Origin of the sequence: Acrocarpospora catenulata, assembly GCF_018476525.1 — a bacterium.
Lineage (GTDB): Bacteria > Actinomycetota > Actinomycetes > Streptosporangiales > Streptosporangiaceae > Acrocarpospora > Acrocarpospora catenulata.
Window position 1 is genome coordinate 1 of record NZ_JAHCST010000109.1, and the last position, 13,929, is coordinate 13,929.

Here is a 13,929-nt window from a genome sequence, read left to right on the forward strand (position 1 = left end):
GGCAGGGCGGGCGGGGTGTCGCGGAGCAGTTCGGGCAGCGCCCGGTAGATCACCGCGGTCACCGGCACGGCCACCACGGCCCCGGCGATACCGCCGAGCACGCCGCCTATCGCCAGCACCAGGATGATCGCCAGCGGGTGGAACGCCAGCGCCCGGCCGACGATCAGCGGCTGGAGCACGTGGTTCTCCAGCTGCTGCTCCACCACCAGGATGCCGACGAAGATCAACGCGTACACCCAGCCCTGGGAGCCGAAGACCACCAGGGTGGCCACGCCCCCGGCGAAGAAGATCCCGACGATCGGGATGAAGCTGGCCAGGAACACCAGTACGGCCAGCGGCGCCCAGAGCGGCACCCGCATGCCCGCCAGCACGACGCCGATCACGATGCCGTGCACCGCCGCCACCGCCACCGTGCCCAGCACGTAGTGCGACAGGGTCCGCCAGGCCGCCCGGCCCGCCCGGTCCACCCGGGACGCGCCGGAGCCGAACGCGCGCAGGAACCAGGCCCAGATCCGGTCCCCGTCCTTGAGCAGGAAGAAGGTGATGAACAGCAGCAGGACGATGGCGGCGAGCACCTCGATGATGGCGGTGGCGCCGGTGAGCACGGTGCTGGTGATCTGGCCGCGCCGCTGCTCCAGTTGCCGGGTGATCTCGTCCACGAAGTCGGCGATCTGCGCCTCTTTGAGGTGGATGGGGCCGTTGATGAGCCAGTTCTGGCCCTCCCGGACGGTTTTCTGGATCTGCGTCACCAGCCGGGGGAACTCCTCGTTGGCCCGGAACCCGATCAGGAAGCCCACCCCGACGATGAAGGTGAACGCCAGCAGCATGGTGAGCCAGGTCGCGTAGATGGCCCGCATGCCGACCGCGCGCAACCGGCCGGTGAGCGGGTAGAGCAGCGCGGTCAGCAGGAACGCGACGGCCACCGGGATCACGACGAAGCTGAGCCGGGCGATGATCATCACGAACACGTAGACGAGCGCACCGATCACGATGACCCGCCAGCTCCAGGCGGCCATGGTGTTGAGGATGGGCGGCACCCCGGCCCCGCGGCGGTGCTGACGCTCCATCGGCGGCTCCTTTTCCGTGATCACCGAATGTTGGATCACCTCATCCAGCCTGGCACGTCACGTTCCCGGTCGCGCAACCGTTTATCCGAGGATGGTCCGCACCTCCAGGGGCCCTTCCCCAGGCTCCAGCACAAACTCCTCCACGCCGCCGGCCGCGCACAGATCGTCCTGGGCCGGCCGGACCAGCGCGGCGCCGTCGCCGGAGACCTCCAGCCGGGACACCTCCGCCCGCATCGAGAGCTTGGCCGCCGACTTGGCCCGGCGCACCTGGCGGAGCACCTCGGCCACCGCCGCCAGCACGGCGGGGTCGCCGTCCCAGCCCCGGGGCCGCGGCCAGGCCGCCTGGTGCACCGAGCCGTCCCGCCACCAGGACCAGACCTCCTCGGTGACGAACGGCAGGAACGGCGCGAAGAGCCGGAGCAGCACGTCCAGCGCGTGCCGGAGCGCGGCGACCGCGGAGGCGTCGCCGTCGTAGGCGCGGGCCTTGACCAGTTCCAGGTAGTCGTCGCAGAACTCCCAGAAGAAGCGTTCCGTGCGCTCCAGCGCCCGGGTGTAGTCGTAGCTCTCCAGCGCCTCGGTGGCCTCGGTGACCAGGGCGTCCAGACCGGCCAGCAGGGACAGGTCGACGGGGGCGGTGACCGGACCGTCCTGCTCGCCGAAGCCTTCGTTGAAACCCAGGATGAACCGGGCGGCGTTGAGGATCTTGATGGCCAGCCGCCGGCCGATCTTGATCTGGCCGGTGTCGAAGGCGGTGTCGGTGCCCGGGCGGCCGTTGGCGGCCCAGTAGCGCACCGCGTCGGAGCCGTACTCCTCCAGCAGCGCCAGCGGGGTGACCACGTTCCCCTTGGACTTGGACATCTTCTTCCGGTCGGGGTCCAGGATCCAGCCGGAGATGGCCGCGTGCGCCCAGGGCAGGGCCTCCTGCTCCTGGTGGGAGCGGACCACGGTGGAGAAGAGCCAGGTGCGGATGATCTCGTGCGCCTGCGGGCGCAGGTCCATCGGGAAGACCCGCTGGAAGAGGTCGCCGTCGCGCTCCCAGCCGGCGGCGATCAGCGGGGTGAGCGAGGAGGTCGCCCAGGTGTCCATCACGTCCGGGTCCCCGGTGAAACCGTACGGCTTGCCGCGCATCTCTTCGGCGAAGCCGGGCGGCACATCGGTGGACGGGTCCACCGGCAGCGCGCTCTCCGGCGGCAGGATGGGCGCCTCGTGGATCGGCTCGCCCTCGGCGTCCAGCTGGTACCAGACGGGGATGGGCACTCCGAAGAAGCGCTGCCGGGAGATCAGCCAGTCCCCGGCCAGGCCGCCCACCCAGTTGTCGTACCTGACCCGCATGTGCGGCGGGTGCCAGGTGAGCTCCCGGCCCCGGTCCAGCAGCTGCCGGCGGAGCTTCTCGTCCCGGCCGCCGTTGCGGATGTACCACTGGCGGGTGGTGACGATCTCCAGCGGGCGGTCGCCCTTCTCGTAGAACTTGACCGGGCGGCGCACCGGGCGCGGCTCGCCGTCCAGCTCCCCCGCCTCGCGCAGCAGCTCCACGATGCGCTCGCGCGCGCCGTGCGCGCTCTTCCCGGCCAGCTCCTTGTACGGCTCGGCGGGCACGCCCTCGGGCGGCTCGGGCAGCAGCCGCCCGTCCCAGCCGATCACCGCCCGGGTGGGCAGGTCCAGCTCCCGCCACCAGGTGACGTCGGTGACGTCGCCGAAGGTGCAGATCATCGCGATGCCGGAGCCCTTGTCCGGCTCGGCCAGGTGGTGGCTGAGCACCGGCACCTCGACCCCGAAGACGGGGGTGCGCACGGTGGTGCCGAACAGCGGCCGGTACCGCTCGTCGTCCGGGTGGGCGACCAGCGCCACGCAGGCCGGGATGAGCTCGGGCCGGGTGGTCTCGATCCAGACCCGGTCCGAGAAGCCCTGGGCCTGCTGTTCCCTGGTGAGGTGGAAGGCGATCCGGTGGAAGGCCCCGGGCCACTCCCGGTCCTCCAGCTCGGCCTGGGCCACCGCGGTGCGGAAGGTGACGTCCCAGAGGGTGGGCGCCTCGGCCAGGTAGGCCTCGCCGCGGGCCAGGTTACGCAGGAAGGCGCGCTGCGAGGCGGCCCGGGAGACCGCGTCGATGGTGGCGTAGGTGAGCGACCAGTCCACCGACAGGCCCAGCCGCCGCCACAGCTCCTCGAACGCCTTCTCGTCCTCGACGGTCAGCCGCTCGCAGAGCTCGATGAAGTTCCGGCGGGAGATCGCCACCTGCTGCTTGCCGGGGTTGTCCGGCGGCTGGAACTGCGGGTCGTACGGCACCGAGGGGTCGCAGCGCACGCCGAAGTGGTTCTGCACCCGGCGTTCGGTGGGCAGCCCGTTGTCGTCCCAGCCCATCGGGTAGAAGACGGCACGGCCGCGCATGCGCTGGAACCGCGCGATCGTGTCGGTGTGGGTATAAGAGAAGACGTGCCCGACATGGAGCGAACCGGATACGGTCGGCGGCGGGGTGTCGATCGAGTAGATCTGGTCGCGCGTCTTCGACCGGTCGAAACGGTAGGTACCGTCGGCCTCCCAGCGGGCTACCCATACCGTCTCCAGCCCGTCAAGGGTGGGACGTTCTGGGGGCGCGGATCGCTGAGTCGTCATGCCACCCGATGGTATGGCGTAGGTCCGCCAGGCGCGGGCAGGCACTAGGGTCGTTACCGAGGAGGAATCATCATGGCGGGTGACGTGGAGAAGCCGGACCTGCAGTGGCGCATCGTCGGCGGCCTGGTCGGGCTGGCCGTCGGTTTCGCCTCCAAGAAGGTGCTCACCTTCGCCTGGGAGAAGACCACCGGTAAGAAGCCCCCCGCCAACGCCGATTCCCCCGACGTGAGCCTGGGCGAGGCGATCGCCTACGCGGTGGTGATGGGCCTGGGCATGGAGGTGGCCCGGATCATCGCCACCCGGGCCGCGGCGAAACGCTGGCAGAGCTGGAAAGCCGCGGCCCAGGACCTCAAGGACTGAAGGTTATTCAAAAGGAGCCCGGCGCCGTTGAAGCGAGCCACCTGCCTCTGGTGACCCGATCAACGGGCGAGCTTTTGAATAACCTTCATTGATCCGGCTAACCTTCCAGGGCCGTCAGGAACTCGTCGGCCCACCGGTCCACGTCGTGCGTGGCCACCCGGCGGCGCAGGGATCGCATGCGCCGTCCCAGCTCGTGCGGGGGCGCCTGCATGGCGGTGAGCATGGTGCGTTTCATCCCGTCGATGTCGTACGGGTTGACCAGGTACGCCTGCCGGAGCTCGTCGGCGGCCCCGGCGAACTCGCTGAGCACCAGGGCGCCCCGCAGGTCGTGCCGGCAGGCCACGTACTCCTTGGCCACCAGGTTCATGCCGTCCCGCAGCGGGGTCACCATCATCACGTCCGCGGCGCAGTACAGCGCGGCCAGCTCCTCCCGGCCGAAGGACTGGTGCATGTAGGTGATGGGGGCCCGCCCGAACAGGCCGTACTCGCCGTTGATCCGGCCGACCTGGAGCTCGATGTCGTTGCGGAGCCGGATGTACTCCTCCACCCGCTCCCGGGTGGGCGTGGCCACCTGCACGAACACGGCCTGGCCCGGCTCGATCCTGCCTTCGGCGAACAGCTCGCCGTACGCCTTGAGCCGCTGCCCGATGCCCTTGGTGTAGTCGAGCCGGTCCACCCCGAGCAGCACGTGCTCAGGGTCGCCCAGCTCGGCCCTGATCTCCTTGGCCCTGGTCATGATGTGCGGCTCCCTGACCAGCTGGTCCAGCTCGCCGAAGTCGACCGAGATGGGGAACGCCTCGGCCCGTACGGTGCGCTCGTCGTCCAGGTGGATCTCGTTCTTGACCGCGGGCACGCCCAGCACCCGGCGGCAGAGCCGGACGAAGTTGGACGCGCCGCCCGGCCGCTGGAAGCCGACCAGGTCCGCGCCGAGCAGCCCTTCCAGCAGCTCGCGCCGCCAGGGCAGCTGCCAGAACAGCTCGGCTGGGGGGAACGGGATGTGCAGGAAGAAGCCGATCTTCAGGTCCGGCCGGAGCTTGCGGAGCATGGCCGGCACCAGCTGGAGCTGGTAGTCCTGCACCCAGACCACCGCGCCCGGGGCGGCCGCGTCGGCGGCGGCCCTGGCGAACCTGTCGTTGACCGCCCGGTAGGCGTCCCAGAGCACCCGGGAGTAGACCGGGGTGGCCACCACGTCGTGGTAGAGCGGCCAGAGTGTCGCGTTCGAGAAGCCCTCGTAGTAGAACTCCACTTCCATCGACGACAGCGGCACCGGGATGAGATGCATGTTGTCGTGGTCGAACGGCTTCAGCTCCTCTCCGGCGGCGCCGGTCCAGCCCAGCCAGGCGCCATCCCGGCGCTGCATGACGGGCGCGATCGCGGTGACTAGGCCGCCGGGACTGCGGCGCCATTTCTTTTCGCCCACTCGGTCGACCGGCAACCGGTTCGCGACGATCAGGAACGAGCTGGTGCCACGCATGAGCCCTCCAGTTTTAATGAGGACGAGTCCTGGAGGCCCACCTGAACGCCACCCTGGGTGGTCGCACGGTGGTTCCAGGGGCGCGTTTCTCATTAACCATCGCCTTGGGACAACCATACGGAAGGTCCCCCGAACAACCCATACCCCTCACAAGCTGCACAATTCATTAAGCAGGGTGTGAGAATGATCTCCCGCAGGTCGGCCCTGGTTACCAAGAGGTTTAGACCAATTGGTTACAGTTTGGTATCAAACCTCGGAGCTAGCTGGCGGAGGGTGGGGGTAGTGCGCGCTGCCTGCGCAGATCGGCCCGTACGGCCTCGGCCAGCCGCTTGGTCGCGGCCCGGTTGAGCGCCCCGCCGGCCACCGCCCCGGTGAGAAAGGGGCCCAGCGTGGTGAGATGCCGCCCGAGCGTGCGCATCAGGCGGTTGCGTAGCGACGTCTTGGCCGCGGCGCCGAGCGCCAGCGTCACCGACGCCGGATGGAGCGGGTCGACCCCGCGCTGTTTGGACCAGGCCACCGCGAACTGGGTGGCCCGCTGACCCCCGTTGCCCGGCACCTGCACCCCGTACACCTCGTGCAGTTCGGCCAGGAGCTTGACTTCGATGGCGGCCACCACCAGGGTCTCGGCGACCAGCTGAGCGGGGGCGGAGAGCAGCAGAGGAGGGGCGGCGAACTGGCCCGCTGCGAGAGCGCCCCCGACCGCGCCTACGGCCGTGGTGGCCTTCACCGCGGTACGGACCAAGTCGTCGGCCAGCTGCTCGCCGGTGAGCCCGTAGTGATGTTCCTGAAGGGTGGCGAGATCACGGATCGGCAGCCGGGGCGCGATGTTCATGAACACGTCGGCCAGCCAGCGGCCCCGTCCGATCCCGGACTGGCCCGCCTTGCGCGCGGAGACGGCCAGCGCGGTGCCGAGACGGCCGAGCAGCCGCCGCCGCTCGGCCCCGTCCGTCTCCCCTGGGGACCCGTCCTGCGCGACGAGCTTGCCGACCAGCTCGGCTACCTCGTCCGGTGATTCCTTCGCCCGATCCGCATCAGAAGCCATCGAAGGCCCCTTCCCTCAGTCAGGCGGCGCACTCGCGGCAGACCTGCTGCCCGTTCTTCTCCGAGGCCAGCTGGCTGCGGTGGTGCACCAGGAAGCATCGTGAGCAGGTGAACTCGTCGGCCTGCCGAGGGATCACCCGCAGCGAGAGCTCCTCGTTGGACAGGTCGGCCCCGGGCAGCTCCAGCGACTCGGCCAGGTCGGTCTCGTCGATGTCTATGCTGCCCGACGACTTGTCGCTGCGCCGCGCCTGAAGCTCCTGGAGGCTGTCCTCTCCCAGGTCATCATCGGTCTTGCGCGGGCTGTCGTAGTCGGTAGCCATGTGCGTACTCCATCCCCCTCATCTATCTGTCTGCGCGACGTCGCGCGTGTTAACGCTCGGAAGGTCCATCTTGTGCCCGCTTCTTCCATGAGATTTGCATTCGGTACCCCGGATACGAGACCAACGAACCTTCCGACCCGCGGGCGCCGTCCCGGGCAAGGCCGCAGTTAGCCAAATATGGCGAAACCACAGCATTGGCGGGATGACCCACCGCGTTCGACGGCACATCCAACCACATGTGCGGGGGTGATGTGCAGCAGGGTCCGATCAGCGCGCCGACGGATTCGCCGGTAGGTCGCCGAGCATCCCGGCCACGGCACTCACCCAGGTCGTTCACCCACCCGGGGGCACCGCCAGCCGCACGGTCACCACGAGTCCGCCGCCCTCCCGCGGCACGGCGGTCGCCGTTCCCCCGTGCGCGCGCGCGATGGCCCGCACGATGGAGAGCCCCAGCCCCGCGCCCTTGGCGGACTGCACCCGGTCGGCCTGCGAGCGCCGGAACGGCTCGAACAGGATGTCCACCTCGTACGCGGGCACATGCGGCCCGGTGTTCGCGACCTGAACAACGGCGTCCCGTCCGACAATTCCCGATCGCACCCAGACTTTTCCATCCGGCCCGGTGTTGTACTTGATCGCGTTCTCCACCAGGTTGGCCACACACCGCTCCAGCAGCACCGGATCCCCTGTACTGGGGGCGGTGTGCAGGTCGTACTCCACCTTGACCTGCTCCTCCGCCGCGTACGGGGCGAGCTGCTCGACCGCGGTCCGCACGACCTCCTGGAGCTCCACCGGCTTGCGCACCACCAGCTCGCGCTCGCTCCGGGCCAGCAGCAGCAGGCCCTCGATCAGCCGCTCGTTCCTGGCGTTGGTGCCCAGCAGGGTGCGGCCAAGCACCTTCAGGTCCTCCGAGGCCTCCGGGTCGGAGAGCGCCACCTCCAGCACCGTGCGGTTGATGGCCAGCGGGGTGCGCAGCTCGTGCGAGGCGTTGTCGACGAACCTGCGCTGGGCGTCGAAGGCGGTGTTCAGCCGGATGAGCATGGCGTCGAAGGTGTCGGCCAGCTCCTTCAGCTCGTCGTCGGGCCCCTGGAGATCGATGCGCTCGTGCGCCAGCGAGGTCTCCGACAGCTTCCTGGCGGTGGCGGTCATCTGCTTGACCGGCCGCAGCGCCCGGTCGGCGACCAGGTAGCCCAGCATGACGGCGATGATGCCGATGCCGAGCAGGGCCATCAGGCCGCGGGTGACCAGGCCGGAGAGCACGGTGTTGGTGACCTCGGCGGTCTGGGCGGCGAACTGTCGCTGGTAGTAGTCGATGATGTCCTGCGGCGCGTTGGCGGGCACCGAGATCTTCACGTCCAGCACGCGGAGCGCCTCGTCGAGCACCGGGCGGACCAGGATGTACATGACCACCAGGAGCAGCGCGCCGGCCACGAAGAACAGGGCGCTGTAGGTAAGGGTGAGCCGCCAGCGGATGCTGATCCGGTTGGAGAGCTCCTTGAGCCGGTCGGCCAGCCCGACGTGGCCCACCGGGTGCGGATGGGGCGGCGGCGGGCCGTCCCAGACGGGCGGGCCGCTCGGCGGGGGCGGCTGGCTCCGGTACGGGCCGGTGCCCATGGCGGAGGTCATGCGCGGCGGCGTCAACGAGATCGGCTGCGTCGGCGGTGCCTGCGGTAGCGACGGCGCCGCCGGCCCCTGTGTTGCCGGTTGCCTCTGTGGTTCTGTCACAGCTTGTACCCCACGCCCGGCACCGTCTCGATCACCTGCGGCTCACCGAGCTTCTTACGCAACGTCATCATGGTCACCCGCACCACGTTGGTGAACGGGTCGATGTGCTCGTCCCAGGCCTTGTCCAGCAGGTCCTCCTGGCTGACCACCGCGCCGTCGGCGCGCAGCAGCTCCTCCAGGACCGCGAACTCCTTCTTGGTCAGGGCGATCTCCGCGCCGTTCCGGGTGACCAGGCGCTTGCCCGGGTCCAGCCGGACCCCGGCCCGCTCCAGCACCGGCGGCAGCGCCGGGGCCGAGCGGCGGCCCAGGGCGCGCACCCTGGCGATCAGCTCCAGGAAGGCGAACGGCTTGGCCAGGTAGTCGTCGGCCCCCAGGTCCAGGCCGGCCACCCGGTCGTCCACGTCACCGGCCGCGGTGAGCATGATGATCCGGGAGGCCGAGCGGTCGGCCACCAGCCGCCGGGCCACCTCGTCGCCGTGCACCCTGGGCAGGTCACGGTCCAGCACGATCACGTCGTAGTCGATGTAACCGGTCTTCTCCAGCGCCTCGGCCCCGTCGTAGGCCACGTCCACCGCCATGGCCTCGCGCCTCAGCCCGGTCGCGATCGCGTCGGCGAGCACCCGCTCGTCCTCGACCACCAGAACCCGCATCTCGCCATCCTCCTCATCAGCCCCCGCACCGGGCGTACCCCATTCTCCGGGGTGTTGCCGTAAGTCCACGGTAAGCAGCGTGGAGTTACGTGATGTACCGCATATGAATCTGATGGTTTAGAACCTCTACGTCGTTGGGTAGAGCAGTGCACACCCCTCTGTCCAGTGCCGGGGAAGGCACGCGTCTCCCCAGGTGGACTTAAGAAAGAAGGTGAGAAATGGGCGAGTTCACGACGACGATCGAAACCAGGCTCGACCAGGCCTACAAGGGACTCCAGGAGGCCAGGTCCAGCGGAGACGACTTCCTCGCCGACACCCTCACCGCCGAGATCGAGGATCTCCGGAGGTTGGCCGACGACCACGGAATCCCGATCCAGCGCTGAGAACCCCGGCGCTGCCCTCACTTCGACGCCCCCAAAGGCCTGACTCCGGCGGGGGCGTCGGCGTGCGGTCAGGCGTCCCTTTCCGGGTCGAGCGGGGCCAGCAGGTCGTGCAGCGCGGGGAACAGGTCCGGCGCCGCACAGATGGTCATCTCTCTGCTGTGCGGCTTGCCGTGCAGGCCGCCGATCCTGGCACCGGCCTCGGTGGCCACCAGCCCACCCGCGCCGAAGTCCCAGTACTCGGGACCTCGCTCGTAGTAGGCGTCGACCCGCCCGGCGGCCACCGAGCACAGGTCCACCGCGCACGAGCCGCCCCGCCGGATGTCGCGGACCCGCGGTAACACCTGCGCCACCACCTCGCCCTGGACCCGGCGCCTGGCCACCTCGTAACCGAACCCGGTGGCGACCAGCGCCCGGTCCAGCGGAACCCCAGTGTTGCAGCGCAGCCGCTCCCCCGCCAGCCAGGCGCCCCCACCCTTGGTGGCGGTGAACACCTCCCCCGTGGGGACCACGTTCACCACCCCGGCGACCACCTCGCCCGAGAGCTCGACCGCGATGCTGATCGCCCAGGCGGGCAGCCCGTACAGGAAGTTGACGGTCCCGTCGATGGGGTCCACGATCCACCGGACCCTGCCCTCGCCGGGGGTCTCCCCGCCCTCCTCGCCGAGCACCGCGTCGCCTGGCCGGGCCGCCTTGATCCTGGCCCGGATCAGTTCCTCGGTCTCCCGGTCGAGCGCGGTGACCACGTCGGTGGGACTGGACTTGGTATCGACCACCTCGGGGCGGGCGGGGCGTTTGGCCAGCCGCTCGCCCGCCTCGACGGCGATCTCCCGAGCTAGATCGAGAAACTCCTCATAGGACATACCTCAAGGCTAGTGCCCGAGATCGACGAGACCGCTCAGCTCAGGCAGCCCGAAAGAGGGCTCCACATGCCGGTGGAGGAAGGTCAGGACGGTCTCGTACCAGGCGATCACGTTGCCGGGTTTGAGGACCCAGTGGTTCTCGTCCGGGAAGTAGAGGAAGCGGGATTCCACCTCGGAGCGCTGGAGGTCCCACCAGAGGCGCAGGGCCTCGCCGATCGGGACGCGGTAGTCCTTGTCGCCGTGGATGACCAGCATGGGGGTGCGGATGCGGTCCAGGGAGTGGTGCGGGGAGAGGGCGCGGAGGCGGTCGGAGCCGACGGCGCCGAACTCGCGTTCCCAGTAGGAGGAGGCGTCGGTGGTCCCGGCGAACTGCTCCAGGTTCCAGAGGGAGGCGTGGGTCACGATGGCCTTGAACCGGTCGGTGTGGCCGGCCACCCAGTTGGCCATGTAGCCGCCGAAGGAGCCGCCCATCGCGGCCACCCGCTGGTCGTCGATCTCCGGGAGCTTGACGGCGGCGTCGGTGACGGCCATCAGGTCGCCGAAGGTCACCGGGCCCCAGTCGCCCCAGCCGCGTTGGATCATCTGCCGGCCGTACCCGCTGGACATGCAGGGGTCGGGCAGGAGCACGGCGTAGCCCTGGGCGGCCATCAGCCACGGGTTCCACCGCCAGGACCAGTCGTTCCAGCTGGAGACGGGGCCGCCGTGGATCCACAGCAGCAGCGGGGCGGGGTTCTCGGCGTCGGCCCCTTCGGGGAGCACCAGCCAGGCCCGCAGGTCGGTCCCGTCCTCGGCGGTGGCGCCCACCTCGGTGAGGGTGCCGGGAAGGTCGATGGCGGGAGCGGGTGAGGGCAGGTGCTCGACGGCGCCGTCCGGGGTGACGCGGACCGGTGCCGCGGGCGAGCCGACCGAGCCGCGCAGGGCGTAGACGCTGCCGTCCGGTGCGGGGTTGAGCTCGGCGTACGCGCCGTCGTCGGTCGTCAGCCGGGTGACGGTGTCCGGGGTGACCCGGAAGATCGGGCGGCGGCCTTGGTGGTCGGCGATGACGTAGAGGTCGTGGCTCCCGGGGACCCAGGCGAGGTCCATCGGGATGAACTCGCCCGCGTACGGACGGCCCTCGCCGGTGCCGAGCTCGATCACCCAGAGGTCGGAGTAGACGGCCTCGTCCATGGAGCCGTGGCTCTCCCGCACGCAGGCCACGTACCGGCCGTCGGGCGAGATCCGGACCGGGCCGCCGAAGTCGTAGCCGTCCTGCGCGGCGAGCACCCGGCGCTCGCCGCCGGTGAGGGCGACCAGTTCCGTCCGGGAATGGCCCTCCCTGGTGGGCACCCGCCAGGTGGTGACCACGGTGGCGCCGTCCGGGGTGACCGCGAAGGAGCACTCGTCCAGGGCGCGGCCGGGGGTGGGGGTCAGGTCGCGGGCCTCGGCGGGGTCGGTGCCCGGCTCGGCGAAGAAGAGCCGGGTCTGGGCGGGGCCGAGGTCGTGGTCCCAGTACCGGATGGGGTAGCCGTCGTGCACGATCGCGGTCACCCCGGCCTCCTCCCTGGCCTTGCGCCGGTCGGCCTCGGTGTCCAGGTCCCCGGGCAGGACCTGGGCCAGGTACGCGACGGCGCCGCCCGCGGCCCGTACCGCGTTGATCCCGCCGGGGCGGGTGGCCAGGCGGCGGGCCTCGCCGCGCTCGGGCAGCACCCAGAGGGCGGGCACCTCGGGCCCGGAGTCCTTCTCGGTCGGGTCCGGGCGGCGGGAGACGAACAGCAATTCCCCGCCGGGGGTGAACTCGGCGCCCGCCTCGCCTTTGGCCGATCTGGTCAGCCGGTACGGCTCCGCCCCCGGCCCGGTGGGGATCTCCCACAGCGCCGTGCCATAGGACTTGCCGTCAGGCTGGAGAGACTGCACCACGGCCACCAGCCGGGTCCCGTCGGGGGCGAGGCGCAGGGCGACGATCCTCGGGTGGGCGACGTAGCTTCGCAGGTCTTGGAAGATCGAGGTCATCAGTCGAACCTACCGCGTAAAACGCAAGGACCAAGAAAGGGACTGAACCCGGGTCGGCCTACTCTGGAGCGCATGGGGAATTATGAGGCGCTCGTCGTGGTGTCGTTCGGTGGACCGGAGCGCCCGGAGGACGTGCTGCCCTTCCTGGAGAACGTGGTGCGCGGCCGGGGGGTGCCGCGCGAACGGCTACTTGAGGTCGAGGCGCACTACCAGCGCATGGGCGGGGTCAGCCCGATCAACCAGCAGTGCCGGGACCTGATCGCCGAGTTGGAGAAGATCGTCGACCTGCCGATCTACTGGGGGAACCGGAACTGGCATCCGTTCCTGACCGACACGGTCCGCCAGATGAAGGCCGACGGCGTGCGCCGGGCGGCGGCCTTCGCCACGGCGGCCACCAGCTCCTACTCCAGCTGCCGCCAGTACATCGAGGACATCGCCAGGGCCAGGGCGGCCGTGCCGGACGCGCCGGAGCTGGTGAAGCTGCCGCACTTCTTCGACCACCCCGGGTTCGTGGCGGCCATGACCGACCACACCCGGGCCGCCCTCACGGAGGCCGGGCAGGGGGCCCGGCTGGTGTTCACCGCGCACAGCATCCCGCTGAGCATGGCCGACACGGCCGGTCCACAAGGCGGGGCCTACCAGTCGCAGCTGCACCGGACGGCCGAGCTGGTGACCGCCGCGTGCGGCCGGCAGGACTTCGACCTGGTCTGGCAGAGCCGCAGCGGCCCTCCCCAGGTGCCGTGGCTGGAGCCGGACGTCTGCGACCACCTGGAGCGGCTGCACGACAAGGGCACCGACGCGGTGGTGCTGGTGCCGATCGGGTTCGTCTCCGACCACATGGAGGTCCGCTACGACCTGGACGTGGAGGCCGCGGCCAAGGCCGAGGAACTGGGCATGCGGCTGGCGCGGGCGCGCACCGCGGGCACCCATCCCCGGTTCGTTTCCATGATCAAGGAACTGCTGGAAGGCCCCGAACCGGTGGCCTGCCCGGCCACGTGCTGCCCCGCTCCGAAGCGGGTCAGGGCGGCGTAGGGTACGCCAGCGCGTACGCCTGGGCCAGGCCGAGCACCTTGTCCACGTAGTCCCAGGAGTGGTTGTAGTGCCAGACGGCCTTCCTGAGTTGTTCCCCGCCCTGGCCCGCCTTGTTGGCGCACAGGTAGTTGGCGGCCGAGGGCACCGCGTCGTAGGCGCTCCAGATGTCGGCCTGGCCGTCCCCGTCGCCGTCCACCCCGTACGCCTTCCAGGTGGCCGGCATGAACTGCATGGGCCCGAGCGCCCCCGCCGAGGAGGGGCCGTTGTTGCGGCCGTGGCTGGACTCGACCTGCCCGATGGCGGCCAGCACGGTCCATGACAGACCCGGGCAGACCCCGGCGCTGCGCTGGTACAGCTCCAGATAGCTCTCCGGGCGGCCGACCAGCACCTGCTGGGCGGGGCGGGTGGTGGGCCGGGTGGG

General features: G+C 70.3%; 13 protein-coding genes. 3 read left to right on the forward strand and 10 right to left on the reverse strand.

Features of this window, described 5'->3' with window-relative positions; translation table 11 throughout:
• Together KIP79_RS45185 and valS are read right to left on the reverse strand one after the other, a co-directional pair.
• The coding region (locus KIP79_RS45185) for an AI-2E family transporter (RefSeq protein WP_250214913.1) at positions 1-1,067 on the reverse strand (1,067 nt) is incomplete at its 3' end.
• A gap of 81 nt (positions 1,068-1,148) precedes the next feature.
• Positions 1,149-3,677, reverse strand: coding sequence for a valine--tRNA ligase (gene valS / locus KIP79_RS45190; protein WP_214111250.1), 2,529 nt, complete (start codon positions 3,675-3,677; stop codon positions 1,149-1,151).
• A gap of 72 nt (positions 3,678-3,749) precedes the next feature.
• On the opposite strand from valS, the gene KIP79_RS45195 reads away from it, so the two are divergent.
• The gene (locus KIP79_RS45195; protein ID WP_214111251.1) at positions 3,750-4,037 is read left to right on the forward strand and encodes a DUF4235 domain-containing protein; all 288 of its coding nucleotides are present in this window, start codon (positions 3,750-3,752) and stop codon (positions 4,035-4,037) included.
• 97 nt (positions 4,038-4,134) lie between these two features.
• On the opposite strand, the gene KIP79_RS45200 is transcribed toward KIP79_RS45195, so the two are convergent.
• From KIP79_RS45200 to KIP79_RS45220, 5 genes are all read right to left on the reverse strand, one after another.
• Entirely contained in the window at positions 4,135-5,511 is a 1,377-nt protein-coding gene (locus KIP79_RS45200; RefSeq protein WP_214111252.1) for an alpha,alpha-trehalose-phosphate synthase (UDP-forming), read from the reverse strand.
• Between the two features lie 259 nt (positions 5,512-5,770).
• Positions 5,771-6,553: a hypothetical protein gene (locus tag KIP79_RS45205; RefSeq protein WP_214111253.1), complete on the reverse strand. Its 783-nt coding sequence runs from the start codon at positions 6,551-6,553 to the stop codon at positions 5,771-5,773.
• Positions 6,554-6,572: 19 nt separating this feature from the next.
• Positions 6,573-6,872, reverse strand: coding sequence for a DUF4193 domain-containing protein (locus tag KIP79_RS45210; protein WP_214111254.1), 300 nt, complete (start codon positions 6,870-6,872; stop codon positions 6,573-6,575).
• Positions 6,873-7,205: 333 nt separating this feature from the next.
• Positions 7,206-8,495: a sensor histidine kinase gene (locus KIP79_RS45215; RefSeq protein ID WP_214111255.1), complete on the reverse strand. Its 1,290-nt coding sequence runs from the start codon at positions 8,493-8,495 to the stop codon at positions 7,206-7,208.
• A gap of 95 nt (positions 8,496-8,590) precedes the next feature.
• Positions 8,591-9,244, reverse strand: a complete 654-nt coding sequence (locus KIP79_RS45220; RefSeq protein ID WP_214111256.1) for a response regulator transcription factor — start codon at positions 9,242-9,244, stop codon at positions 8,591-8,593.
• 218 nt (positions 9,245-9,462) lie between these two features.
• Here KIP79_RS45220 and KIP79_RS45225 point away from each other — a divergent pair, with 218 nt between their 5' ends.
• On the forward strand, positions 9,463-9,627 hold the full coding sequence (locus tag KIP79_RS45225) for a hypothetical protein (protein WP_214111257.1): 165 nt from the start codon (positions 9,463-9,465) through the stop codon (positions 9,625-9,627).
• Between the two features lie 68 nt (positions 9,628-9,695).
• Here the strand turns inward: KIP79_RS45225 and KIP79_RS45230 are convergent, their stop codons facing one another.
• Together KIP79_RS45230 and KIP79_RS45235 are read right to left on the reverse strand one after the other, a co-directional pair.
• A complete protein-coding gene (locus KIP79_RS45230) occupies positions 9,696-10,487 on the reverse strand; it encodes an inositol monophosphatase family protein (protein WP_214111258.1) in 792 nt (263 codons plus the stop codon).
• 9 nt (positions 10,488-10,496) lie between these two features.
• A complete protein-coding gene (locus KIP79_RS45235; RefSeq protein ID WP_214111259.1) occupies positions 10,497-12,476 on the reverse strand; it encodes a S9 family peptidase in 1,980 nt (659 codons plus the stop codon).
• Positions 12,477-12,548: 72 nt separating this feature from the next.
• Between KIP79_RS45235 and KIP79_RS45240 the strand changes: the two genes are divergently transcribed.
• Complete coding sequence (locus tag KIP79_RS45240) at positions 12,549-13,508, forward strand: ferrochelatase (RefSeq protein ID WP_214111260.1); 960 nt, start codon at positions 12,549-12,551, stop codon at positions 13,506-13,508.
• On the opposite strand, the gene KIP79_RS45245 is transcribed toward KIP79_RS45240, so the two are convergent.
• A partial coding sequence (locus tag KIP79_RS45245; RefSeq protein WP_214111261.1) for a lytic transglycosylase domain-containing protein occupies positions 13,495-13,929 on the reverse strand: 435 nt, incomplete at its 5' end. The two genes, KIP79_RS45240 and KIP79_RS45245, sit on opposite strands and share 14 nt — an antisense overlap.

Bases quoted from the DNA above. Each gene is read 5' to 3' on its own strand.
- valS (WP_214111250.1), bottom strand. From the start codon at position 3,677: ATGACGACTCAGCGATCCGCGCCCCCAGAACGTCCCACCCTTGACGGG.
- KIP79_RS45195 (WP_214111251.1), top strand. From the start codon at position 3,750: ATGGCGGGTGACGTGGAGAAGCCGGACCTGCAGTGGCGCATCGTCGGC.
- KIP79_RS45200 (WP_214111252.1), bottom strand. From the start codon at position 5,511: ATGCGTGGCACCAGCTCGTTCCTGATCGTCGCGAACCGGTTGCCGGTC.
- KIP79_RS45205 (WP_214111253.1), bottom strand. From the start codon at position 6,553: ATGGCTTCTGATGCGGATCGGGCGAAGGAATCACCGGACGAGGTAGCC.
- KIP79_RS45210 (WP_214111254.1), bottom strand. From the start codon at position 6,872: ATGGCTACCGACTACGACAGCCCGCGCAAGACCGATGATGACCTGGGA.
- KIP79_RS45215 (WP_214111255.1), bottom strand. From the start codon at position 8,495: ATGACCTCCGCCATGGGCACCGGCCCGTACCGGAGCCAGCCGCCCCCG.
- KIP79_RS45220 (WP_214111256.1), bottom strand. From the start codon at position 9,244: ATGCGGGTTCTGGTGGTCGAGGACGAGCGGGTGCTCGCCGACGCGATC.
- KIP79_RS45225 (WP_214111257.1), top strand. From the start codon at position 9,463: ATGGGCGAGTTCACGACGACGATCGAAACCAGGCTCGACCAGGCCTAC.
- KIP79_RS45230 (WP_214111258.1), bottom strand. From the start codon at position 10,487: ATGTCCTATGAGGAGTTTCTCGATCTAGCTCGGGAGATCGCCGTCGAG.
- KIP79_RS45235 (WP_214111259.1), bottom strand. From the start codon at position 12,476: ATGACCTCGATCTTCCAAGACCTGCGAAGCTACGTCGCCCACCCGAGG.
- KIP79_RS45240 (WP_214111260.1), top strand. From the start codon at position 12,549: ATGGGGAATTATGAGGCGCTCGTCGTGGTGTCGTTCGGTGGACCGGAG.